Raw genomic sequence first — 23,432 nt, forward strand, 5'->3', positions numbered from 1 at the left:
TCGCTGGGCTCATAACCCAGAGGTCACAGGTTCAAATCCTGTCCCCGCAACTGGATGAAGATCCGGATCAGTATTACTGATCCGGATCTTTTGCCTTAAGGGCAGGTCGGGCCGCCGATGCTAGCATCGAAGCCGATTGGCCGCGCACGGAATTCCTTTGCGTCTGATAGTTGCCATACTTTGCCAGAACAGAGGAGACGGCCCATTGGTCAATGAAGACCCCCACCTTGGCCTCGATCGTCGGATCCTTCAACGGGACAGCCCAGTCGCTGTCTACCAGCAGGTGGCCGACGTCCTGACAGAACAGGTCAGCCGCTTGGAACCGGGCTCCCGCATACCAACGGAAGAGTCCCTCATGGATGAGTACGGGATCAGCCGTACTACTGTTCGTAAAGCCATTGAGAAGCTCGTGGTCAAGGGTCTCCTGATCCGCAGGCAGGGAAAGGGGACGTTCGTGATGGCCCAGCGGCCGGTCAAGATGCTCAACCGCCTGGCACCGTTCATGGAGACGTTTACTGCGGCGGGGATGAAGACCGTCAAAGGGCTCATCGAATACAAGTGGATGGAAAAGGATCAATCGGTGCCGGCCAAGCTGGTCTCCGAGGACAACCTTGTTCTGGTCATTCGCCGCTCCTATTCAAGCGCGGGCTGGCCTTATGCAATTGCTGAGATATTCATACCGTCGCACATTGGACGCCACATCAGTCTTGCCGACGCGGAGCGGAACTCGATTTACCAAGTCATCCAGGACAGGACCCTCAAGCCCCTGCACCGGGCCGAAATCACGGTAACCATGCATGCTCCCCCGGAGCACCTCGCTGACGCCCTGAACGTGCGTGAATTCCCCATGGTCCCGCGCTTGGAACGGACCACGCTCGGACCCCACGGCGAGGTTCTGGAATGCACGGTGACGTACTTCCATCCGAAAGGTTTTGAGATCCGGGCCGAAGTGGCAACGGATGCCAGCCCGGGCCAGGACCAGCCGCAGCCTGGTGGATAGTTGCCGTGCTGGAGTCAAAAGAGGCAACAAAAAAGTGGGTAGGACCGGTATCCGGTCCCACCCACTTCAAGGTTTATAAGGGTGCCGGCTTGAACGTGCCGGCGGCTTTCTAGAGCTTGTCGAAGTCGGCTTCGTCAACGGTCGAGCCGCTCGAGGCCGGGGTGCCGGCACCGATAGCCGGCTTGGCGCCGCCGGACTTGAGTGCCGCGAGCCGGGCCTCGATTTCGGTCTGTTCGCCGAGGTCTTCCAACTGGTTGAACTGGGCATCGAGGCTGGAGCTGGCGAGTTCCTGCTGGCCGAGGACCTTTGCCTCTTCGCGGCGGATCTTCTCTTCGAAGCGGCCTACTTCGCTGGTCGGGTCCATGATGTCGATGCTCTTGAGGGCGTCGTGTACCTGGGACTGCGCAGCGGCTGTCTTCGAGCGTGCCACGAGCTCGTTGCGCTTGGCGGTGAGCTGGTTGAGCTTGTTCTTCATCTGGTCAAGCCCGGTCTTGAGCTTGTCCACAACCTCGGTCTGGGACGCGATGCTGGGCTCAGCCGTCCGTGCCTCGGATTCGGCAGTCATCTGCCGCTGGATGGCCACCTTGGCGAGGTTGTCGAACTTCTGGGCATCCGCGGCGTTGCCGGAAGCACGGTATTCGTCGGCCTTGCGGGACGCAGCGAGTGCTTTGTTGCCCCAGTCCTGGGCATTCTTGATGTCCTCGTTGTAGTCGGCCTGCAGCATCCTGAGGTTGCCGATGGTCTGCGCCACAGCTGACTCGGCCTCGGCAATGTTGTTCGTGTAGTCGCGGACCATCTGGTCCAGCATTTTCTGCGGGTCCTCTGCCTGGTCGAGCAAGGCGTTGATGTTGGCCTTAGCCAGCTGCGAGATCCGACCGAAAATGGACTGCTTAACCATGGTGTTGCCTTTCGTCCTGCTCAGTGGATGCCCACTGAAATCAGTGATCAGTTGTTGTACCGCTGCTATTTGGGGCACGGACCCCGCTTAGTTTGTAGGTCTAGAAGCTGCCGGAATCGCCGCCACCGAAGTCGCCGCCACCGCCACCGAAGTCGCCGCCACCGCCACCGAAGTCGCCACCGCCCGAGTCGCCGCCGAAGAAGCCTCCGCCGCCCCCGCCGTCGTTGTGGCCACCACCCCAGCCACCTCCGCCGCCGTTGAGGATGGAGTTGATGAGGATTCCGCCGAGGATGGCGCCGCCGAGGCCACCACCGCCGCCTCCGCCGCCGCCGAACATTCCACCACGACCGTAGCCTTGGTCGGCGTAGCCGAACTGGTCAACGTCGGACTGTGCGAGCTGAGCTGCCTGGGCGGCGAGGGAGTGTGCCTGCTGGGCGTAGGTCAGGGCCGTTACGGGATCATTGCGGGAGATGGACAAGGCGTAGTCGAGGTTTCGCTGTGCTTCGGCCAGTCGGGTACGGGCTTCTGTGCCTACGCCGCCGCGTCGAGCTGTGATGTAGTCCGAGGTAGCGCTGATTTGGGCCTGCGCCGCCATGATGGTTTGCTGCAGCGAGGCCTGGGCGCGCCGGGCCTGTTCCTGCTGGTCCCGGATACCCGTCAACGACTGGTCCAGGACCTGATGGGCCGACTCAACTCGGCTGAGCGCGGCGATGGGATCGATCTTGCCGCCCTGAATCTCGGCCTTGACCTGCGCCAAAGCAGATTCCACGCCAGCCACCGGGCCGGCCAGCTCGGGGTGTGCACCGGACTGGATCATCGCACGTGCCTGGGCAAGGTCCTGGCTGGTTTCAGCCACGGCGCCGTCAAGCGACGCGCGGGCTTCATCCAGGCTTCCCGCAGTCTTGGATATTGCTTCGATCAGGATGTTCGTCTGGTGCAGGCTTTCCTCGGCAGCGCGGACGGCCACTGCCGCCATGCTGTTCTCACCTGCAGCCAGTTTCTCTTGTGCGGTGGAGGCGGCGTTCTGTACAAACGCGAGGCGCTCTTTGGCCTGGAGAATGTTGTCCGAAACCTGGGTCAAAGCGGTTTCGGCGTACTTGGCACGGAGTCCTTCAAGGGATTGCTCCGCGCTGGCGATCCTGGCGTCAGCGTCCTTGGCCCCAGCCGAGACTGCTGCCAGAGCCTGCGGCGCGGTCTTTTCCAGCTCGCGCAGGGAGTCGAAATCCGCCTTTTGGTCGCGGAGTGATGCCAAGGCGGCCTCGGACCGGCGAATGATCTCTCCAAGCCAGGTCCGCTGCTGTTCTTCGGTGTCCGGGATATGGTCGTCGAGCTGCTGCTGCAGCTTGAACGACTCGGTCATGTGGTTCTTGGCCTCTTCCAGAGCCTTGGTGAAGTTGCCAATTGCGGAATCGCCATACTGTGCCTGCGCGAAGCCGAGTTCCTGCTCGCTCGACTTGATCGCATCATCGGCTTCAATCAACAGCGAACCGCTCTTCTGCCTCAACTCGGGGATGCTCAGTCCAGCCAACGGGTCAAGCTGTTCGCCCTGCGGACCGTAACTTGCACTGACTGCCTTGGTGCCGGCCTTCTTGCGGCGGTTCCGGAGGTAAAGGTAGGTTCCTGCGCCACCAGCAGCAACGGCGCCGACGCCAACGAGGACGCCGACCCCTGCGTTGCCGCTGGGCACAGTTCCACTGCCGCCGCCGGCTGCGTCGCCGATAGCTGCTGCAGTATCGATTGCGGCCTGGGCATAGTCCTTCTTGCCACCTGCCAGGTTGGCCGTCACAGCGTTCTGCGTGATGTTGGCCTGCTTTGAGGCGATCGAACTCGCGGAGTTCACCACGAAGTTGTACTGACCTGCTGCAGAGATGGCCAGAACGGCGTCTGCTTTGCCCATCTTCTTGGCCGTAGCTACGGCCTGTGTCCAGGCTTTGGGATCGGAAGGATTCGTGAACGAGTCCACCGTCACCACGTACAGGTTGTACTTGTGGTCCTTAAGTGTCTTTTGAATTGCGTCCTGGACTTCACCCTTGCGGCTGCCCAGGAGATTCGCATCATCCACGATGTTCTGCCCCGACGGTATCGTCACAGGATCGGCAGCAAAAGCCGCGCCGGCCGGGAAGGCCAACACTCCAGCCACGCCAACGACAGCGAGTACGCGTTTAAATATTGACCGCATGTGCAACCCTTCAGCACGTCTGCGACTGGAACAAGGCGTACCAATCGTCACAGAATGCTCAGCGGCCCCACGCATGGTGTAAAGCCGCAGGTCGCTGTGGCAATTCCTCTTGATTCTATGGTGCACCCCATAGCCCGTCCACAGCGGTGAATATGCCACCAGCGAAATATAGGAGAAAGCGTGGCTGTTGGCACGTTTAGGGCAATCCAAGGAACCCCTGCACCGCTCGCCCTGCCCTTTCAGGAAGCTCCCAGCGAACGTCCGCTTTTGTTCCAGTGAATGGGTACATAGTTGATGAAGACGAGGACGAAAGGAAGACCCATGACGGAGAACCCAGCGCAGGGCACCGCCCCAGAGAACCGTGAGCCGTCTGAGCCACGGGCCACTTCGGGCGAGCACAACGATGCCAACGCTACCCAGCAGCAGCCTGCCTGGACTTCAGGCCAGGGTGGAGCACAACCAACAACTCCCATTCCGGCATATCAGCCGCCGGCCGGACAGCATCAGCCGCCGGCACCGACCCCCCACTACTACGGATCCCCGCAGCAAGGCCCGGCCCAAGGCGCTCAGCCTGGCGCCCAGCAGCAGGACCCAACGCAGCGTCCTGCGTACCCCTCACAGCAGCCGTTCTACGGTGGGGGACAGGCCAACAACCCGGGCTCGCATTTCAGCAACGCCCAGGGACCCCATCAGGGCCCAGGATCGCAGCACACGCCCGGACAGTCATCGGCAGTCACCACCAAACGCAAGCCGGCCTTCGGCGTCGGGACCCTGGTCGCGAGCATGCTCGCCGCTGGCTTGATTGGCGGCGGCGTGGTGGCTGGAAGCAACGCGCTGTGGGACAACAACACCTCACCGGCGGCCTCGACGGGCAGCCAGTCCAGCACGGTCATCGTGAACAACAAGGACGACGTCAACGTCATCACCGCGGCAGCCGCCAAGGCCTCACCCAGCGTGGTGACCATCAAGGCAACCAGTGGCAACGAAGGCGGTACGGGCTCCGGCATCATCCTCGATGACAAGGGCCACATCCTGACCAACACCCACGTGGTCACCCTGGACGGAGCGACGTCCAACGCTGCGATCGAGGTACGAACCAGCGATGGCAAGGTGCTCAAGGGCACGGTCGTAGGCACAGATCCTTTGTCAGACCTGGCCGTCATCAAGGTGGACGACGCCTCGGGCCTGGTTCCGGCAGCGTTGGGTGACTCTTCCAAGATCAACGTGGGGGACACCGCCGTCGCGATCGGTTCGCCGCTGGGCCTGACTGGGACGGTCACGGACGGCATCGTTTCGACCCTGAACCGCACCATCAGCGTGGCTTCGTCGGCCGCGCCGAAGGAAGGCACAGACAATTCTCAGGGCGGCGGACAGGGCTTCCAATTCGCCCCTCCAGGCGGTGGCCAGAGCCAGTCCACGGCAAATGAGGGATCCATCTCCATCAACGTGATCCAGACTGACGCCGCGATCAACCCGGGTAACTCCGGCGGCGCCTTGGTCAACAGCAAGGGTGAAATCATCGGCGTGAACGTCGCGATCGCTTCCGCCGGCAGCGGCACCTCCAGTTCTTCCAGCGGCAACATCGGCGTGGGCTTCAGCATCCCGATCAACCATGCCAAGCGCGTGGCCCAGGAGATTATCGATACCGGCAAGGCCAGCCACGGCCAGTTCGGCGTCTCGGTGCGGGCCAAGTCCTCCACGGGCAGTGACTCGAGCTTCTCGGTCGGTGCCGAGGTTGCTTCGGTGACGTCGGGCTCCGCCGCCGCGAAGGCCGGGCTGAAAGTGGGCGACGTCGTTACCAAGTTCGGGGACTACGCGGTCAGCGACCCCAACCAGCTCACGGCAGCGGTCCGGGAGCAGCCGGCGGGCGCCAAGGTGAAGGTGACCATCCTCCGCGGCGGCCAGTCGCAGGAGGTTGAAGTTACCCTCGACGCGGCTGCCCAGCAGTAAGCGCGCAGCAACAGCAGGAAAAGCGAAGTACGACGGCGGGCCGCACCCTTGGGTGTTGCCCGTTTCGTCGTTGCACCCTGCCGTGTGGCCCGAAACAGGGGTTAACGCTGGGAGTGGAATTCCGTGGGCAATATGCTTAGCTAGGACGAGCCCACGCGCTGGGCAATTCACGGCCACGCTTCTGCGTTTGGCCGTCCACAAGCATGGAAGGCTGCTTCGAAGACAGTGGAAGAGACATTGAAGATTGTCGTTCTGGTCAAGCACGTCCCGGACGCGCAGTTCGACCGGCACATCACCGGCCCAGACAACACAACCGACCGTGACGAGAGCATCCTGTCCGAACTGGATGAGTACGCCCTCGAGGCCGCGCTGCAGCTCGCCGAAGAGCGTGGCGGCCCCAAAGCCGGCAACGAGGTCATCGCCTTGAGCATGGGTCCTTCGGGAGCCGTTAATGCCGTCAAGAAATCCCTCCAGATCGGCGCGTATTCGGGCGTCCACCTGAGTGACGACGCGCTGGCCGGCTCGGATGCGGCGGCTACGTCGCTTGCCCTTGCCGCCGCCATTGAGCACCTTTCGGCTGACGGCCGTCCTGTGGACCTTGTCCTGACGGGCATGGCATCGACCGATGGCGAGACCTCGCTTGTTCCGGCGCAGTTGGCTGAGCGGTTGTCGTACCCACAGGTGACCTTCGCGTCGAGCCTGGAGGTTTCGGGCGGCCAGGTCCGCGCACGCCGCGACGCCGGCCACTTTTCGGAGACTGTCGAAGCGAGCCTTCCGGCCGTCGTTTCGGTCACCGACCAGATCAACGAGCCCCGGTACCCCAACTTCAAGGGAATCCTGGCAGCCAAGAAAAAGAAGATCGCTTCCCTGACGCTGTCCGATATTGGGCTGGACGCCTCCCAGGTCGGCCTGGCCGGTTCCTGGACAGTGGTGGAATCGGCTGATGCGCGTCCGCCCCGGACCGCGGGCACCATCATCACAGACGAAGGCGACGCCGGCATCAAGCTGGTCGACTTCCTGGCCGCACAGAAGCTGCTCTAAGGGGATCCCAACCATGGCAAATGCACTTGTTTTCATTGACAACCCGGGAGCGGCTCTCAAGAAGAGCAGCTTGGAGCTCCTGACCATCGCCCGTTCGCTGGGGGAGACCGCCGTCGCAATCACCGGTGAACTGACCGACGACGTCGCTGCCACCCTGGGTGCCTATGGCGCCTCCACGGTGTACCAGCCGTCGCTGGCGAACCTTGACGAATACCTTGTTGGGCCGAAGGCCGCCTACCTTGCGGCAGCCGTCGACGCTTCGGGAGCCACCGCAGTGCTTCTCGACAACTCGCCAGAGGGCAAGGAAATCGCAGGCCGACTGGGCATCAAGCTCAGCGCAGGTGTGATCACGGATGTCGTGGGCGTCGAAGCTGACGGCACTGCGCACAAGTCTGTGCTGGCCGGTTCCTACACCACCACTGCCAAGGCCACGACGCCGGTCACGGTGTTGTCGGTGAAGGCCAATAACGTTGAGCCGGCTCCGGTTGGTGCTACCGCTGTCCCGACGACCACCACGGTGGATGTACCGGCCGACGCCGCAGCGAACTCTGCCCGCATCGCGGCCCGCACCGAAAAGCCGGTCAGTGGGCGGCCGGACCTCAGCGAAGCCAGGATCGTTGTTGCCGGCGGACGCGGCGTGGACGGGGACTTCGGTCCACTGGAAGAGCTCGCAGACGCCTTGGGTGCCGCAGTGGGAGCATCCCGTGCTGCCACTGACGCTGGCTGGATTGGTCACGATGCCCAGGTCGGCCAGACCGGAGTCACGGTTTCTCCGCAGTTGTATATCTCGGCCGGCATTTCCGGAGCCATCCAGCAGAAGGCTGGTATGCAGACCTCCAAGGTCATCGTTGCCATCAACAAGGACGCCGAGTCACCGGTGTTCGAGATCGCGGACTATGGCATTATCGGTGACCTGTTCAAGGTCCTCCCGCAGGCCACCGCGGAAATCAAGAAGCGGAAAGGCTGATCCCTTTGCCTACTGACATCCCGTCAGCAAAGAGCCCGTTCGATGCCTCCACGGAGCGTGTCGAGCGGGTGCTTTGTTTTACCGCCCATCCTGACGACATCGATTTCGGCGCTGCGGGGACCATCGCGGCCTGGACGGCAGCCGGTGTCCAGGTCAGCTACTGCATCATGACAGACGGCGATGCCGGTGGATTCGATCCTGTGGACCGGGAACGCATCATCGAGTTGCGGGCTGAGGAGCAGAAGCGTGCCGCTGCGTTGGTTGGTGTCACTGACATCCATTACCTTCACGAGCGCGACGGCTACCTTGAACCGACTCACGGCGTCATCAAGCAGGTGGTGAAGCTGATCCGTGAGATCCGGCCGGACATCGTCTTGACCATGCATCCGGAGCGGAACTGGGACCGCCTCCAGAAGAGCCACCCCGACCACCTTGCCGCAGGGGAAGCGGTGACCCGGGCCGTGTATCCGGCGGTGGAGAATCCCTTCGCCTATCCGGAACTGGCGGAGGCCGGGCTCGAGGCCTACAAGTTGCCGTGGCTCTGGTTTATCTCGAGCCCGGAGGCCCGGGAGAACCACTTCGTGGATGTCTCGGCCCACGTTTCCGCCAAGCTCGACGCCATACGGGTCCACGCGAGCCAGCACCCGGATGTCGAGGCGATGGAGAGGGTGGTCCGCGGACTGATGCTCGCTAACGGACAACGTGCCGGACTGCCGGAGGGGACCAGCGCCGAGGGCTTCCATGTGGTGTCCGTCAATGGATCCAGCACCATAGCAGGCTTCTGATATTGCCGTGATGTAACCCGTGTCATATGCTTGGTCTCGGTTAAATCATATTTATTCGAGGAAGGCAGACTTTGATGGCGAAGACTGCGCAACAACCCGTACTGGTGATTATGGGAGTCTCCGGTTCCGGCAAATCGACTGTGGCCGGTGTTCTCGCCGGGAAGCTGGGATGGGATCTCGCTGAGGGCGACGACCTTCATCCCGAAGCCAACGTCGCCAAGATGCAGTCGGGGCTCGCCCTCACTGATGAGGACCGTTGGCCTTGGCTGGGCATCATTTCGGATTGGATCCGTCAGCGCACGGACGCCGGAATCCCGGCAATCATTACGTGCTCGGCACTGAAAAAGAAGTACCGCGACGTTCTCCGCGGCGAAGGAGTGGTCTTCGTTTTCCTACAAGGAAGCAAGGACAAGATCTCGGACCGACTGGCCTCCAGGCACGGGCATTTCATGCCGCCGTCGCTTCTGGAATCGCAGTTTGACGCCCTGGAGGAACCCACCGACGACGAGAACTACATCTCGCTGTGCGTTTCCGCGTCGCCCGCCGAAGAAGCGGATGAAGTCATCGAGCGGCTTGGTCTTCGCCCCGCAGGCGCCAATACCGGAACGAGTGCTTCGTGAAGGCCCTGGAAACTGCGACGGAGGTCCAGCAATGGGCCGCGCACGACACGCAACTCCTCGTGGTGGCAGCGTTGGGAATCGCCCTGATCGTAGTGCTGATCGCGAAACTCAAGATGCACCCGTTCCTCGCCCTTGTCCTGGGTTCGGCCTTTGTGGGGCTGGCATCAGGGGTGGAGCTGGGGAAAGTCATCACCAACTTCGAGGACGGTGTGGGCGGTGTCCTGAAGGAAGTTGGCCTGCTGATTGCGCTTGGCGCCATGCTCGGAAAGTTGCTCGCCGATTCCGGCGGTGCCAACCGGGTTGTCGATACTTTGCTGGCCAAGGCCAGCGGCAACAAGCTGGTCTGGATGATCACGCTGGTTGCTGTCATCATCGGCCTGCCCATGTTCTTCGAGATCGGGCTCGTCCTGCTGCTCCCGGTCATCGTGCTGGTCACCCAGCGATCCAAGATGAAGCTGATGCGTATAGCCATCCCGGCTTTGGCTGGCCTGTCGGTGCTTCACGGCCTCGTGCCGCCGCACCCCGGACCGCTCATTGCCATCAGCGCAGTGAAAGCGGAACTGGGAACAACGCTGGGCCTGGGCATCTTGGTGGCTATCCCCACCGTTATCATCTGTGGCCCGCTTTTCTCACGCCTTGCTGCCCGGTGGGTACCCGTAGACGCTCCTGCCGTTGCTGGTGGCATTGACACCCAGCACACGGCGGACCTGAGCGATGTCAAGCGCCAGCCTTCCTTTGGCGTGACGCTGCTGACCATCATTTTCCCGGTTGTCCTGATGCTCCTGAAGGCCTTGGGGGGCATCATTTGGCCGGACGCCGCAACTGCGCCCGGCATCAGGATCTTCTTCGACTTCGTCGGCCAGCCGCTGGTAGCCATGACCCTTGCAGTGCTCCTGGCAATCGTTACCTTCGGCTACGCCGTGGGATTCACAGGAACCAGGATCACGGCGAAACTGGGGGAGAGCCTGGGCCCCATCGCAGCCATCCTCCTCATTGTGGGTGCCGGCGGCGGTTTCAAGCAGACGCTCATTGGTGCCGGAGTGGGAGACGCCGTCAAGAAGTGGGCAGAAGGGGCCAACATGTCGGTCCTGGTCCTGGGCTTCATTGTCGCAGTGGCCCTCCGCCTGGCCACCGGCTCGGCAACGGTCGCCACGGTCACGGCAGCCGGTATCGTCGCGCCCCTCGCCAGCAGCCTGAGCCCAACCCATGCAGCTCTGCTAGCGTTGGCGATCGGCGCCGGCTCGCTGTTCCTCTCTCATGTCAACGACGCCGGATTCTGGTTGGTCAAGGAACTGTTCGGCCTCACGGTCGGGCAAACGTTCAAGACGTGGTCGGTCATGGAGACCTTGATTTCCGTGGTTGGATTCGGCTTCGTGATGCTGCTGTCGCTGGTCTTATAGCTTCCGAAACGCAGTAAGACGCCCGACGGCGGCCGTCCCCTCTTAGGTGGGGTGGCCGCCGTCGGGCGTTAAGTCAGCAGGTCAGCGCTCAAGCGGAAAGAGCTACCACCAGCACCGGGGCTGTGGTGGGCGCTTTCGACCCGCCCGCTGGTTCCACCGTGATGGCTACGGAGGACGCCGAAGAGAGGCCCTTCACAACCGCGGGCTTCGAGAGCGTCTGCGCATCCATGGTGCCCTGCGGTACGGGGGCGGATCCGTCCTTTGGCAGCGTCCACAGCTGGTAGACCTTGCCCTCGGGTGCAGGTGCTACGCCATTCATCAGGACCACAAAGGAGTCCTTGGCCGAGGACGCCGAGATGGTGGCTGTGCCGCCGCCGGGAACCGCTGCAGACTGCTTCTGGACATCCTGTGCCTGGAGGACCTGGTTGACGGGATCATTCTGGGCGGAGACATACGACCCCACACCAATCCCACCCAGGGCAAGCGCCGCGGCGGCTGCCGCTCCTACGATCCATCGGCGCGCGCCACCATTGCGGCGTTCTTCGCGCTTTACCCTGGCTGCCGCGAGATCGTCGACGGCGGGCACGGCCACCGTAGACGCTGCGGGCGCGGAGGCCGGCTCCGTTGCAGCGTCCTTGGTGATGCGGTCCATGATGTTTCCGAAAAGTGCGGCAGGCGGCTCTTCCTCGGGCGCAAAGCTGACCGCAAGGGTCTCGCGGGCTTCACGGACCCGCTCCAGGAATTCCTGAGCTTCGGGGGCGTCCTTGACGTACTCATCGATCATGGCCCGTTCATCGTCACTGACGGCGTCCAGGGCATAGATCTCAGCCAATTCGAGGACCCGGCCCTCGGCGAGGTCGGTAGCAATGTCGTTGGCAAACATTCTGCGGATAAAGCCTCCACCAGTGTTCTCACTCAAAGGAACCCACCCCCAGGCAGGTCTTCAGGCGCAGCAGTCCGTCGCGGATGCGGGACTTGATCGTGGGAACGGCGGCGCCAAGGTGCTCGGCCACTTCCCGGTAGGTCAGGCCGCCGTAGTAGGCGAGCCGGACCGACTCGCGCTGGGTGTCAGTCAAGGTGCCAAGGCATCGGCTGACGGCCTCGGCTTCGAGGTTGCTGTCCGCTTCCTCTGCCACCACGTCCCTGTCCGGGTCCAAGCTGGCTGCGCCGTATTTGGCCTCACGGTCCGTTGCGGACTGCACGGAACGCACCCGATCAATGGCGCGACGATGCGCGATGGTCATGAGCCAGGCCAGCGGAGTTCCTGCGGCACGGTCAAACTTTGCTGCGCCTTCCCATACCTGGATGAAGACTTCCTGGGTGGCGTCTTCGCTGAGGTCCGGGTCAATCAGGACCCGCTTGGCCATGCCGAATACCCTCCGCGAAGTGAGACGGTAGAACTCTGCGAAGGCCTGCTGGTCTCCTGCGGCCACAAGGTTGAGCAGGCCGGTGAGCTGCGAGTTCAGGTCTGTCGCAGTATCGGCCGGCTCGACCACCGGAACGGAGGGTTTGTTGGGGATGTCCATCACCGTCCAGCATATGTTGTCCCGTTTGAATCGCGCAGCATGAGCCGCTGGTGTTGTGGGCGCGGCGGGACGGTGCCTTGCTGCCATCGCGCTGGTCTGCTGCACGCTCACGTGGGCTCCCTCAATGAATATCCGGGCCAGGGGTTGTCCCTGCATAAGGTATTCGGTGCTGTGGGGTCCTTGGATGGGCTAGAGTTTGGCGCCCGCGAATCCGTTTTGCCGCCAGGCCTCGAAGACTGCGATCGAGGCCGCGTTGGCCAGGTTCAGTGAGCGGAGGGAAGGCTTCATGGGCAGGCGGACACGTGCGGTGACGTGGGGATCCTGCTTGAGCCATTCCGGCAAGCCCACGGACTCGGGGCCGAACATCAGGACGTCCCCTTCGCGGTAGCTGATGTCCGTGTAGGACGTTTCGCCGTCGGCGGTGTAGGCGAAGACGCGCTCCGGCTGCAGGGCCGACCACGCGGCGTCGATGTCCTTGTGGACAGTCACGACAGCCAGGTCGTGGTAATCGAGGCCGGCGCGGCGCAGCTTGGCGTCGGAGAAGTCGAAACCCAAGGGCTCCACCAAATGGAGCTCAGCCCCGGTGATGGCCGCCAGGCGGATAGCGTTGCCCGTATTGCCCGGGATTTCTGGAGTGTGGAAAAGGATGCGGAACACTGTCCCATCTTAGTCAGGGGCCCGGGGAGCTGCCGATTGGGCCTAATGCATCCCGCGGAGGAGGCGTGCCAGAACCGGTACCACTACCGTGTTGGGTGCCGGTCCGGAGCTGAGGAATTGCTTCAAGCCCCGGGCCAGTCCTGCACCGTTGACCACTTCCACCGGGTTGTGGGTGGACTGGCCCTTGCCGTACTGGTCGATGACCGGTTCGTGGAGGTTTCCGTCCGGACTGTGCAGGACCACCCAGCCGGTGACGTTCAGTTCAGGAAAGATCTCCTGCATATGGCGGACGATGTGAGCCAGTTGCGGGGGAGCCACGGAACGTCCGCCATGCCGCAGCGACTGTCCGTCCCACGCATAGGCGCCTTTGGGCAGCAGCATGGAGCCCACCAGGGCAAGCCGGTAGCCCGACAGGACAGCGTGGTCGATGTGGTTGTTGTCCGACGGCGAGCGGAGACCGTTGATCAGGCGGGCCGCGGGGATAGCGGTCAGGACTTGCCTGCTGATGAGCTGGACCGTTCGCATCTCGCGCTGGATGCGCGCTTCGGCACCGAAGATGCCACGTTTGCGGGGTATCCCGTGGACTTGCCTGGCAGCTTCTGCCGCGGAGATAAGGGGTACCTCGTTGGGGTCCTCGAAGCCGGGCACGTAGACCGGTGGATCGCCCGCTGTGTTCCGTTGGGCCTGGGGTCGTTTGATGTTGGTGGTCGGACCCGGAGCGGACGCGCCGGAGTAATCGCCTGGCCGCGGCTGGCTGACACCCGACGCTCCGCTGGCATAGCGGCGGTCATATTCTGCCCTGCGCTGTGGGTCGATCAGTGTCTCGTAGGCCAAAGTCACCCGACGGAAAGTTTCCGCTTCGCCGCCGTGATCCGGGTGGGCCATACGGGCAGCCTTGCGGTAGGCCACTTTGATCTCCTTGTCCGTTGCCGTGACGGCGACGCGGAGAACCTGATAGTGCGAACTGCTGCCCTCGGCCAAGCACAGGCCCTTCTCTTATGACGGTCCGCGCAAGACAGACGCGGCACTGGCAAGTTTATCCAGCTACGTGGTGAACGAGTGCAGGAGGGTGCGTGGTTCCCGGCTGGCATAATGCAGGCTGTGACGTCACCCGCCCTTCCCGTCCCGCCCTCCGGCGCGTCGGGAAATATTGTCCTGGCAATAAATCCTGCTGCTTCCTTTGGACGTACCCGCCATGCCGGGCACCAGGCCGCAGGGTGTTTCCGCGCCGCAGGCTGGGACGTCGTCGTGCTTGAAGCTGAAGATTATGGCGCCCTGGCTGACATGGTGGACCGGGCGCTGGGCGGGACGGGTGTGGCTGCGTTGGTGGTGGTGGGAGGCGATGGCGTGGTCCACCTGGGCGTCAATGCCCTTGCCGGCAAGCACATTCCGTTGGGCATCGTCCCCAGCGGTACCGGCAATGACGTGGCGCGTTTGTTGAACCTGCCCCTCCATGACACCACCGCCGCGTGTAGGCAGGCGCTGGCCGCGCTGGCGTTCGGTGGGCGGAAGATCGACGTCGGGCGGGTCACCGTGGAGGGTCGCACCACCTGCTTTGCAGGGGTGCTCTCAGCCGGTTTCGATGCAGCAGTCAATGAACGGGCCAATTCCTGGCGTTGGCCGCGGGGAAAGAACCGATACAACCTGGCGATGCTGCGTGAGCTTGTCTCCTTCGGTCCGATCGAATATCGGGTGACTGCAGACGGCCGGCAGTGGAGGCAGCGGGCGTTGTTGATCTCCGTGGCCAACGGGCAATCGATCGGTGGCGGGATGAGGATCACCCCGGAAGCCGCCCCTGACGATGGATGGTTGGACCTGTTCGTGGTGCGGCCGCTTTCCAGGCTGCGCTTCCTGGCTGTCTTCCCCAAGGTGTTTGCGGGAAACCATACCGACCACCCGGCAGTACAGATCCGTAGGGTGAGGCAGGTGCGGCTGGAGGCTGCTGGTGTCGTTGCTTATGCCGACGGCGAGAGGCTGGGCGAATTGCCTGTCGATGTGGAAGTGGTGCCTGGCGGCTTGCGCGTCCTCGCCTGAGCGGTAGCCGGATAGACTCGATCGCGTCAGGGCCGCGGGCCGGGGCCGGGAAAGCCGGAAGGGGCTTGAGCGACAGTGTCAGGGAATGTTCGACGGCGGTTGGCCGGGTCGGCTGCCATCGCCGCCGTAGGTGTCCTGTTGGCCTCTTGCAGCGTCAACGTCCCGGATCCGGAAGCGCCGAAGCCCTCGCCGTCGGAGTCCACGCTTTCGACCCCCACCATTACGCCCGGGCACGATGCGGAGGCCGTGGCTGCCAAGGACCTTCCCATGACTGCAGGAAGCACCTTGGCTTCGGGGGATCCTGTGACGGTCTCCAGCCGGATGGAGGAGGTGCCCGGGTGGTCACTGGTTCATTCGGGCCTGCAGGGCGAAGTCCGGTACAAAAGGGCCGATGGATGCGCGTTGGCAATCCGGGTCAGCGTCAACCAGGGCCCTCTGGTGGTCTCAGGCGACGACAACGCTTCAACCAGGGCATTGTTCCAATACCTGGATGCCGGGATCGCCGCCGAGACTCTGAAGCCCGCCTCACTTCGATGGGGAGGAGACACTGACAAACCGCAGCACAGTGTGGAGTTCCTCGCCCTGGACTCCTCATCTCCCGGAGGGACCGCGGCGCTGGTGCTGGCAAGGCTATTCAGTGCGCCGGCGTCCTCGGTGTACATCTCCCTCGCTTGCCCGAATCCTGGAGCGCTTGCGAGCGCGCGGGCGGAGATGGTTTCCAAGCTGGCAGTAGTTCCCCCTTCCTGAGCGGCTTGCCCGGCTGGGTCCTAGCCTTGCGGTGCTCGGGCTGTGGCGAGGCGGTTCAGCGCCAATGCTCCTATGAGGAGGCCGAAATCCCTCAGCGCAACATCGAAGAACGCGCCAAGGACCAAAAGGTTGACGATGATGCCGAGCAGCCAGGCGGCAACCACCAAAGAGCCTACGCGCGGACGCACAGCGACCAGGAACCCGGCGACTACCTCCACCACGCCCACCCCATACATGAAGACTTGCGCAGGCACCGGTACCACGGCCGTGGCAACGGGAGCGAGGTAGTGGGTCCACTCCGTCAGGAGGTTGGTGAACTTGTCGAGGCCGAAAACCACGGGTGCGACCGTAAAGACGGTCCGTAGCAGGATGAACGCCTGCCGGTCGGGATTGCGGCGAAATGTGGCCCGCGGCATTGCTGTTGTTGAGGTTTCCATGACTCATCCTTTCTAAAAATAGATACCTTGATTTTAGAACCGCCGGATTCTTAAATCAATGAATCTACTTTTAGAGATAAGCTGTTCCCATGGGCGCAACCGACTTCCCCTGGATCCGAAAAATCGCCGCCGTAGCCTCCTTGGGGGAGGAGAACCGCCGGGCGCTGTACCAGTACGTGCTGGCATCGGGTGAAGCCGTTGGCCGGGACCAGGCTGCCACGGCCCTTGGACTATCGCGAAGCACGGCGTCCTTCCATCTGGACCGGCTGGTGGACGACGGGCTTCTTCGCGCAGAGTTCAAAAGGCCGGGAGGTAAAACCGGTCCCGGGTCCGGGCGGCCCGCCAAGCTCTACAGGCCCACACTCGATGAAGTCGGCGCCTCGGTTCCGCAGCGGAGCTACGACCTTGCCGGCCACCTCATGGCTTCCGCGATTGCCCACTCCGCGGCGGAGGGAGTTCCGGTCTCACATGCCCTTCTCGATGTGGCCGATGCCTCCGGCAGGGAGGCCGGTCGATCGGGTGACTTCATTGGCGCACTCGCCGACTGCGGCTACCAGCCAACGCCCGACGACGCCGGCGGGTACCGGCTGCTCAACTGCCCCTTCCATCGACTCTCCCGGGACCACTCAGAGGTGGTTTGCCCCATGAACGGGGCCTTCCTGCGGGGTGTGGCGGTGACGTCCGGTGCCGACCCGTCAACGGTGGTGGGAGACACAGGGCCCGGACATTGCTGCGCCAGGATCACCCGCCACATTGACGACTCCGGCCACGACGCGGCCCGGTAGAATTGCAAGGTGCCTGTATACCTCGATCACGCTGCCACCACGCCCCTTTCGGCTGAAGCGCTCGCCGTCATGACGCGTGAGCTGGCGCGAACAGGCAATCCGTCCTCGCTTCACGGCGCGGGCCGTCGTGCACGCCGCGCGGTGGAGGATGCCCGCGAGACGTTGGCTGCCGCAGCCGGCGCCCATCCATCGGAAGTGATCTTCACTTCGGGTGGAACTGAAGCGGACAACCTGGCTGTCAAAGGCCTGTTCTGGGCCCGCCGTGACGAAAATCCGCGCCGGACCCGCATCCTCTGCTCCGCCGTCGAACATCACGCCGTCATGGACACCGTTGAGTGGCTCGAGCGCCACGAGGCGGCTGACGTCGTATGGCTTCCCGTGGACAGTGAAGGCGCCGTCCGGTTGGATGTACTCCAGCGCGAGATCGAACGTGACCCTGATTCGATCGCCTTGATTACCGTGATGTGGGCCAACAATGAGGTCGGGACCATCCAGCCGGTAGCCGAGGTGGTGGGGCTGGCCAAGCCCCACGGAATCCCGGTGCATTCGGACGCCGTCCAGGCATTCGGTTCTGTTCCCGTCGACTTCCGGGGATCGGGCCTGTCTGCAATGTCCGTCTCAGGTCACAAGCTCGGCGGACCAGTGGGCGTGGGCGCGTTGTTCCTGGGCAGGGCCGTGACCTTGACTCCGGTTCAGCATGGTGGCGGCCAGGAGCGGGACGTACGTTCGGGAACCCTGGACACGCCGGCCATCGCTGCGTTCGCTGCGGCCGCCGAAGCAGTCACCGCCCATTTGGCCCAAGAGCAGGAGCGGCTGGCTGGCCTGCGCGACCGCCTGATCGACGGCGTTCTGGCGGCGGTTCCCGATGCCGTACTGCGGGGAGCGCCGGGCGCTGGCCGCCTTCCCGGCAACGCCCACTTCACGTTCCCGGGATGTGAAGGGGATTCGCTGCTCTTCCTCCTTGACCTGGCCGGCGTGGAGTCGTCCACGGGATCGGCATGCACCGCGGGAGTGCCGCGCCCTTCGCATGTCCTCCTTGCCATGGGTTTGGATGAGGACACGGCCCGCGGGGCACAGCGGTTCACCCTGGGCCACAGCTCTACGGATGCCGACGTCGAGGCTCTCCTCAAGGCATTGCCGGAGGCCTGTGCACGGGCCCGGCAGGCCGGGATGGCGGGCCACGAGTCCAGCATTCAAACGGCGGCGACGGTGGCCAGGCAGCACCAGGCCTGAGCTGTTGCGCGCCGCCAGGGCGTGGGCAGTTCCGCCCGTTACGGGGTGGGCAGAAGGTCCTCGAGGGGGACTGCCGGATCAGCCAGCCGATCCAGGCTGACGCGAACCCTGCCCGTGATGAGGGCCTTGATCGCCTTCTGGACACGGCGTTGGTTGATGCTCATGCCTGCAACCACGCAGCCGTCGTTGACCCAGAAAGCGATGAAGCTGCCGTCAGCCACGGTGCCGCGAATGACGGGCGAAAGGCCGGACGCCAGTGAAGGGAAGCCCGAGTATTCCATGCTCGCCTCGTACTGGTCGGTATAGAAGTAGGGCACTGCATCAAAGGTGGCGTCCTGGCCAAGCATTGACTTCGCCGCGGTCTTGCCGCCGTTGAGCGCATTGGACCAGTGTTCGCTGCGGTGGTGTTCGCCGGTGAATGGATGGAGGGCGTTGGCCACATCTCCTGCGGCAAGGACGTCCGGGGCACTGGTGCGGAGGGCGCTGTCCACCAGGATCCCGTTGCGGACGGCCAGGCCCGCTGTCTCGGCGAGTGCGGTATCCGGGACGACGCCGACGGCAACGACAACGACGTCGGCCGGGAGCCTTTCGCCGCTGTCCGTGACCACTGCTTCCACTGTTCCGGCGCGTCCCTCGATTCCCGCAGCGCTCGCCGGAAGCCTGAAGGCCACACCGTGATCCTGGTGAAGGCGTTGGAAGTAGCGGCCCAATTCCGGTCCAATGGCGGCACTCAGCGGAATATCCTCCAGCCCGAGAAGAGTGACGTCGTTGCCGTACGTGCGGGCTGCCGCCGCCAATTCCATGCCGATCCAGCCGGATCCGATCATGACCACTTTCCTGCCGCCGGCTTTGAGGAGGCTTTGCAGCCGCAGGCTGTCCTCGAAGGTCCGGAAGGTCATGACGCCCGCCAGGTCCGAGCCGGGAAGGGGGATGGTCCTGGGGCGTGCGCCGGTGGCGATGAGCAGTTTGGCGTATTCCAGACGGTGGCCACCCTGCAGCACTATCCGATGGTTGGACGGATCGAGCTCCACCGCGGCGTTGCCAAGCAGGAGTTCGACGCCGTTCTCCTGGTACCAGCCGGCAGGAACCACGGGCACGGAATCTTCGCCCGCCTTTCCGAGGAGGAACTCCTTGGAGAGGGGAGGGCGGAGGTAGGGGATACGGTTCTCGGCGCCGAGCAGTGTGATGGGACCATCGAAACCTTCGTCCCGCAGGGTCCTTGCGGCAGTGGCACCGGCAAGGCCGCCGCCGGATATGACCATTCGTCCTGTAGCCATGTCAGCTCGATTCTAAAATCAGTTGTTCTCATTTTAGAATTATGAGTAGGAGTGGTCAAGGCATTTAGCACACTCCGGCTACCGCGAGCTAGAATGGACGGGCACACTGGCCGTTCCGGGCCGGACACAGGGCAGCCCCAAACACACAGAAAGCCAGCATGCGAGTACTTGCAGCAATGAGCGGCGGAGTCGACTCCGCCGTGGCAGCCGCCCGCGCCGTCGAAGCGGGTCACGACGTCGTCGGGGTCCACCTCGCGTTGTCGCGCATGCCGGGGACCCTCCGCACCGGAAGCCGCGGTTGCTGCACCATCGAGGATTCCCGTGACGCTTGGCGTGCTTGCGACGTCCTGGGCATCCCGTACTACGTGTGGGACTTCTCGGAGCGTTTCAAGGAAGATGTGGTCCAGGACTTCATCGATGAGTACGCCGCCGGGCGCACGCCCAATCCGTGCATGCGCTGCAACGAGCGCATCAAGTTCGCCGCATTGCTGGAGAAGGCCATTGCTCTGGGTTTTGATGCTGTGTGCACCGGCCACTATGCCAAGGTCATCGAAGACGCCGACGGTAACCGCGAACTCCATCGTGCCGCTGACTGGGCAAAGGACCAGAGCTACGTTCTGGGTGTCCTGACCCACGAGCAGCTCAAGCACTCCATGTTCCCGCTCGCTGATACGCCGTCCAAGGCGGAGGTCCGCGCCGAAGCTGAACGCCGGGGCCTGTCCGTGGCAAACAAGCCGGACAGCCACGACATCTGCTTCATTTCCGACGGCGACACGCGTGGCTGGTTGGCCGAAAAGATCGAGATGACCACCGGCGATATCGTCGATGAAACCGGCGCCAAAGTCGGGGAGCATCCCGGTGCCAATGCCTTCACGGTGGGCCAGCGTCGTGGCCTGAAGCTCGGGACTCCCGCTGCCGATGGCAAGCCCCGGTTTGTCCTGGAGATCCGTCCCAAGGAAAACAAAGTGGTGGTTGGTCCCGAAGCGCTCCTGGCCATCGATGAGATTCGCGGCATCAAGGTTTCGTGGGCGGGCCTGCCCATTTCCGAGGTTGCTACCGGTGCGGAGTTCGATTGCTACGCCCAGGTCCGCGCCCACGGTGATCCCGTGCCGGCAGTTGCACGCGTGGAAGCAGTGACCGACGACTCCGGCATTGAGCGGGCTGAGCTCGTGGTTACCCTGACGGATCCCTTGCGTGGGGTTGCGCCGGGCCAGACAGTCGTGCTCTACCAGGGGAGCAGGGTACTGGGCCAGGCAACCATCGACGCCGCCCGCTCCCTCCAGCGCGCGGCACTCTAAAGGGCCATTGCCACCGGATTGGCCGGCCTCCATACTGGGCTAAGCAGCGTTTCCGCTGCGGTATGTGGGGTCCGCATCCGGGATGGCGATGACTGTGGCATTTCCAAAGAAGGGCCCGGGAGATGTCAAAGCCGGGCAAATGGTCACGGTGACCGTCCTGGCTGAGGGGCCAATCGGAGCGGACGGTACTGCCCCGGAGACGGCGCAGGTACGGATCCCTGTGGAACGGCTGAGGCGCGGACCCACCGGGCACCGCTACGCGATCCACATCCGGAAGTGGCGCGGTACCAACGTATCCCCGGTGACGCTTACCAGGCAGGGAGACCCCTGGCAGTTGGTCGACGAGCCGCCGCCGCACGGTCTGCGGGAGCTGCTGGATGACACCCGCTTCCTGGCCCAACATGTGTACGGGGTGGCGATGAGCACTTTGGACATCTTTGAAAGCACCCTGGGACGGCGTATGCCTTGGAACCCGGAGGGGCGCGTGGTCCTCAAAGCCCGCGACCTGGTCACAGCCACGGATACCGGATACCAGCGTGGAAGCAACATCATCCGCTTCGGCTCGGTGGATCGGATGGGATACAAGGTTCCGACGGCCCTCTACAGGGACATCGTGGCCCACGAGGTGACGCACGCGATCCTGGACGGATTCCGTCCCGCCTGGGCCGATGAGCTGGCCACCATGGAGCAGCTGGCGATGCACGAGGCCCTGGCTGACCTCGTGGCTATCCTCTCGGTCTTTTCTTCGCGGGACGTCGTCTACCGTCAACTTGAAGCAGCCCGAGCCGGTTTCGGAGCCGGGCAGGTGGTCGATGACGTGGTCATGATGCGATCGCTGTTCGATTTCGCCCGCGACCTGTTCGCCCGGGGTCCGCTGCGTGAGCCGTTCGTGGGCGTTGTCCCCGACCACTGGCAGGAGCTGTGCGAACCTCATGCACGCGGTGCCGTGGTGGTGGGCGCCGTGCTCCGTGCCGTCCAGCGGCTCTGGGGCGAAAGGAATGCCAGGCTGGGAGACGGGCAAAGCCTCCGGCAAAAAGCCGAATCCGGGTCCATCGTGGCAACCCGGGTCCTGCGGATGGTTATCCGGGGACTGTCCTACATGCCGCCGGTTGATGTGTCCTGGCGTGATCTCCTGCGGGGCATCATCGCAGCCGACCTGGACATGGTCCCGGAGGACATCCACGGGTACCGCGAGGCGCTTCAAGCGGAATTCTCCGCAATCGGCATCCGGAGGGTGTCCAGGGACAACATCAGCGGCGTTGAGAACTACCAGGGGCTCCGCTATCCCATCCGCCTATCGGCCCTGGGCTCGGACCCCCAGGAAGTGCAGCGCTTCGTCTGGGAAAACCCGAGGCTCCTGGACGCGGCACGGCTGGAACGACGGACTCCACTGAGCTCCACGCGCGTCCGGACATCGGAGCGCGTGTCCCCGGACGGGTTCGTCATTTCCGAAATTGGGGCTTCCTTCATCCAGACGGTGCGGATGAGCCGGCGGGAAGCGAACGTCCGCCTCGGGTTGAGGACCACAAGGGACTACGTGGACATTCGGGGTGGAGGACTTTTGCGGTTCGACGCCGGTGGGCGGCTCGTGTATGCCGCGCTGAAGCCCGTGATGGACCGGGACCGGCAAGGGAAGTTGTTCGGTTCCGACCAACAGCACGACGCCGAGCTGGCCGCCTCAGCGGGCGTGCGAAACAGGTTTCACGGCACCGGTGACTAGGCGATTCATGCCCGAACTGTCACGTTCCCCATGCGGCCTTGCGGGCTGCTCTGGGGGCTTCCAGTTGCGCCACTTGGTCAAAGCCTCCGGCCTTCAGGCCTTTGCTGACCAGCTTGAGGATTTCGGCCCGCCCCAACGCCCCGTCGGATCGGAGTGTCTTCAGGAAGTTGTAGGTGAAGGCGCCGTTATAGCGGCCCTCTATCAACGCGTCGGCGGCCGTTTGGTCCGATCGGCAGGCCGCCATCAGCACTGGAGCTGACAGCTTGGCGGTTTTGACCAGGTCGCGCAGGCTTCGGAGCTCCTTGTCTTCGTTCGCTATGGCAGCTTCCGGCGTCGGTGCGGGGAGGAAACGTGGCCGCCTGCCAGGTAGCAAGTCCAGGGACTTGAGCCCCGTGCCGCTGTGGCAGGTGTCCAGGACAACGTCCATGAGGACACCTGCGGGCAGGCGGGCAAAAACGGCTGAGAGTTCATCATCCGAGATCACGGTGTCGGGGTCCCACGCGTCCCCGCTGCTGTTGATGTCATGGCAGGCGAAAGCCTCATCCAGGCTGTCGTCCTCGTCCCCGTTGGTATCAGGGATTTGGGTGCCGTGGCTGGAAAAGGTGAAAACGAGATGTGTGGCTTTGCCGGCGACCGCCGCGTCCACCAGTTTGTTCAGCTCCGCCATGACTGACTTCTTCGTGGCCTGGGCGTCGCAGAGAACGGTGATGGCCGAAGCCTCGAAGCCGTAGGAGTCTGCCAGGACAGCGGCCAGGTCCTTGGCATCGTTCACGCAGCCCTGTAGCCAGCTCGACTGCGGCAGGGAAGCGAACTGATTGATACCTACGCAGAGTGCTGCCTTATCCATGTGCTTGTCCAAGCTGTCGCCCCTTGACTGA

22 protein-coding genes are annotated in these 23,432 nt (G+C 63.5%); 13 read left to right on the forward strand and 9 right to left on the reverse strand.

Annotation, left to right across the window (positions count from 1 at the left end; all coding sequences use genetic code 11):
- The first annotated feature begins 205 nt into the window (after window positions 1-205).
- Window positions 206-1,000: a GntR family transcriptional regulator gene (locus tag QRM57_RS12820; protein ID WP_284986897.1), complete on the forward strand. Its 795-nt coding sequence runs from the start codon at window positions 206-208 to the stop codon at window positions 998-1,000.
- 109 nt (window positions 1,001-1,109) lie between these two features.
- On the opposite strand, the gene QRM57_RS12825 is transcribed toward QRM57_RS12820, so the two are convergent.
- The gene (locus QRM57_RS12825) at window positions 1,110-1,898 is read right to left on the reverse strand and encodes a PspA/IM30 family protein (protein ID WP_235520643.1); all 789 of its coding nucleotides are present in this window, start codon (window positions 1,896-1,898) and stop codon (window positions 1,110-1,112) included.
- Between the two features lie 100 nt (window positions 1,899-1,998).
- The gene (locus QRM57_RS12830; protein WP_284986898.1) at window positions 1,999-4,077 is read right to left on the reverse strand and encodes a TPM domain-containing protein; all 2,079 of its coding nucleotides are present in this window, start codon (window positions 4,075-4,077) and stop codon (window positions 1,999-2,001) included.
- 321 nt (window positions 4,078-4,398) lie between these two features.
- On the opposite strand from QRM57_RS12830, the gene QRM57_RS12835 reads away from it, so the two are divergent.
- From QRM57_RS12835 to QRM57_RS12860, 6 genes are all read left to right on the forward strand, one after another.
- Window positions 4,399-6,027 carry a trypsin-like peptidase domain-containing protein gene (locus tag QRM57_RS12835; RefSeq protein WP_284986899.1) on the forward strand — a complete coding sequence of 543 codons (1,629 nt, stop codon included), beginning with the start codon at window positions 4,399-4,401 and terminating at the stop codon, window positions 6,025-6,027.
- Between the two features lie 237 nt (window positions 6,028-6,264).
- On the forward strand, window positions 6,265-7,068 hold the full coding sequence (locus tag QRM57_RS12840) for an electron transfer flavoprotein subunit beta/FixA family protein (protein ID WP_284986900.1): 804 nt from the start codon (window positions 6,265-6,267) through the stop codon (window positions 7,066-7,068).
- A gap of 13 nt (window positions 7,069-7,081) precedes the next feature.
- Window positions 7,082-8,035 (forward strand): electron transfer flavoprotein subunit alpha/FixB family protein, encoded by a 954-nt coding sequence (locus QRM57_RS12845; RefSeq protein WP_284986901.1) that lies wholly within the window; start codon window positions 7,082-7,084, stop codon window positions 8,033-8,035.
- A 5-nt stretch (window positions 8,036-8,040) separates the two neighbouring features.
- On the forward strand, window positions 8,041-8,820 hold the full coding sequence (locus QRM57_RS12850) for a PIG-L deacetylase family protein (protein ID WP_284986902.1): 780 nt from the start codon (window positions 8,041-8,043) through the stop codon (window positions 8,818-8,820).
- A gap of 74 nt (window positions 8,821-8,894) precedes the next feature.
- Window positions 8,895-9,440 carry a gluconokinase gene (locus tag QRM57_RS12855; RefSeq protein WP_211714223.1) on the forward strand — a complete coding sequence of 182 codons (546 nt, stop codon included), beginning with the start codon at window positions 8,895-8,897 and terminating at the stop codon, window positions 9,438-9,440.
- Complete coding sequence (locus QRM57_RS12860; protein ID WP_284986903.1) at window positions 9,437-10,840, forward strand: GntT/GntP/DsdX family permease; 1,404 nt, start codon at window positions 9,437-9,439, stop codon at window positions 10,838-10,840. Before QRM57_RS12855 ends, QRM57_RS12860 begins: the two co-directional genes overlap by 4 nt.
- 88 nt (window positions 10,841-10,928) lie before the next feature.
- Here QRM57_RS12860 and QRM57_RS12865 read toward each other — a convergent pair whose 3' ends face one another.
- The 4 genes from QRM57_RS12865 to QRM57_RS12880 form a co-directional block, all read right to left on the reverse strand.
- Window positions 10,929-11,759, reverse strand: a complete 831-nt coding sequence (locus QRM57_RS12865) for an anti-sigma factor (RefSeq protein WP_284986904.1) — start codon at window positions 11,757-11,759, stop codon at window positions 10,929-10,931.
- Window positions 11,752-12,477 carry an ECF RNA polymerase sigma factor SigK gene (gene sigK / locus QRM57_RS12870; RefSeq protein WP_502868648.1) on the reverse strand — a complete coding sequence of 242 codons (726 nt, stop codon included), beginning with the start codon at window positions 12,475-12,477 and terminating at the stop codon, window positions 11,752-11,754. Before sigK ends, QRM57_RS12865 begins: the two co-directional genes overlap by 8 nt.
- 78 nt (window positions 12,478-12,555) lie before the next feature.
- The gene (locus QRM57_RS12875; RefSeq protein WP_211714220.1) at window positions 12,556-13,023 is read right to left on the reverse strand and encodes a tRNA (cytidine(34)-2'-O)-methyltransferase; all 468 of its coding nucleotides are present in this window, start codon (window positions 13,021-13,023) and stop codon (window positions 12,556-12,558) included.
- Between the two features lie 42 nt (window positions 13,024-13,065).
- Entirely contained in the window at window positions 13,066-14,004 is a 939-nt protein-coding gene (locus tag QRM57_RS12880) for a J domain-containing protein (protein ID WP_284986905.1), read from the reverse strand.
- A 111-nt stretch (window positions 14,005-14,115) separates the two neighbouring features.
- On the opposite strand from QRM57_RS12880, the gene QRM57_RS12885 reads away from it, so the two are divergent.
- Window positions 14,116-15,057: a diacylglycerol/lipid kinase family protein gene (locus tag QRM57_RS12885; protein ID WP_284986906.1), complete on the forward strand. Its 942-nt coding sequence runs from the start codon at window positions 14,116-14,118 to the stop codon at window positions 15,055-15,057.
- A gap of 75 nt (window positions 15,058-15,132) precedes the next feature.
- On the forward strand, window positions 15,133-15,804 hold the full coding sequence (locus tag QRM57_RS12890) for a hypothetical protein (RefSeq protein ID WP_284986907.1): 672 nt from the start codon (window positions 15,133-15,135) through the stop codon (window positions 15,802-15,804).
- A 20-nt stretch (window positions 15,805-15,824) separates the two neighbouring features.
- Here QRM57_RS12890 and QRM57_RS12895 read toward each other — a convergent pair whose 3' ends face one another.
- Window positions 15,825-16,241 carry a hypothetical protein gene (locus QRM57_RS12895; RefSeq protein WP_284986908.1) on the reverse strand — a complete coding sequence of 139 codons (417 nt, stop codon included), beginning with the start codon at window positions 16,239-16,241 and terminating at the stop codon, window positions 15,825-15,827.
- Window positions 16,242-16,330: 89 nt separating this feature from the next.
- On the opposite strand from QRM57_RS12895, the gene QRM57_RS12900 reads away from it, so the two are divergent.
- Together QRM57_RS12900 and QRM57_RS12905 are read left to right on the forward strand one after the other, a co-directional pair.
- Complete coding sequence (locus tag QRM57_RS12900) at window positions 16,331-17,026, forward strand: helix-turn-helix transcriptional regulator (RefSeq protein ID WP_235520629.1); 696 nt, start codon at window positions 16,331-16,333, stop codon at window positions 17,024-17,026.
- A 9-nt stretch (window positions 17,027-17,035) separates the two neighbouring features.
- Window positions 17,036-18,259, forward strand: coding sequence for a cysteine desulfurase family protein (locus QRM57_RS12905; RefSeq protein ID WP_284986909.1), 1,224 nt, complete (start codon window positions 17,036-17,038; stop codon window positions 18,257-18,259).
- A 38-nt stretch (window positions 18,260-18,297) separates the two neighbouring features.
- Here the strand turns inward: QRM57_RS12905 and QRM57_RS12910 are convergent, their stop codons facing one another.
- The gene (locus QRM57_RS12910) at window positions 18,298-19,536 is read right to left on the reverse strand and encodes an NAD(P)/FAD-dependent oxidoreductase (protein ID WP_284986910.1); all 1,239 of its coding nucleotides are present in this window, start codon (window positions 19,534-19,536) and stop codon (window positions 18,298-18,300) included.
- Between the two features lie 176 nt (window positions 19,537-19,712).
- Between QRM57_RS12910 and mnmA the strand changes: the two genes are divergently transcribed.
- A complete protein-coding gene (gene mnmA, locus QRM57_RS12915; RefSeq protein WP_235520696.1) occupies window positions 19,713-20,834 on the forward strand; it encodes a tRNA 2-thiouridine(34) synthase MnmA in 1,122 nt (373 codons plus the stop codon).
- Window positions 20,835-20,928: 94 nt separating this feature from the next.
- Entirely contained in the window at window positions 20,929-22,554 is a 1,626-nt protein-coding gene (locus QRM57_RS12920) for a gluzincin family metallopeptidase (protein WP_257369224.1), read from the forward strand.
- Between the two features lie 19 nt (window positions 22,555-22,573).
- On the opposite strand, the gene QRM57_RS12925 is transcribed toward QRM57_RS12920, so the two are convergent.
- Entirely contained in the window at window positions 22,574-23,401 is an 828-nt protein-coding gene (locus QRM57_RS12925) for a caspase family protein (RefSeq protein ID WP_284986911.1), read from the reverse strand.
- Window positions 23,402-23,432: the final 31 nt, after the last annotated feature.

Source organism: Arthrobacter sp. fls2-241-R2A-172 (genome assembly GCF_030208885.1).
In the GTDB taxonomy this organism is placed as follows: Bacteria; Actinomycetota; Actinomycetes; order Actinomycetales; family Micrococcaceae; genus Arthrobacter.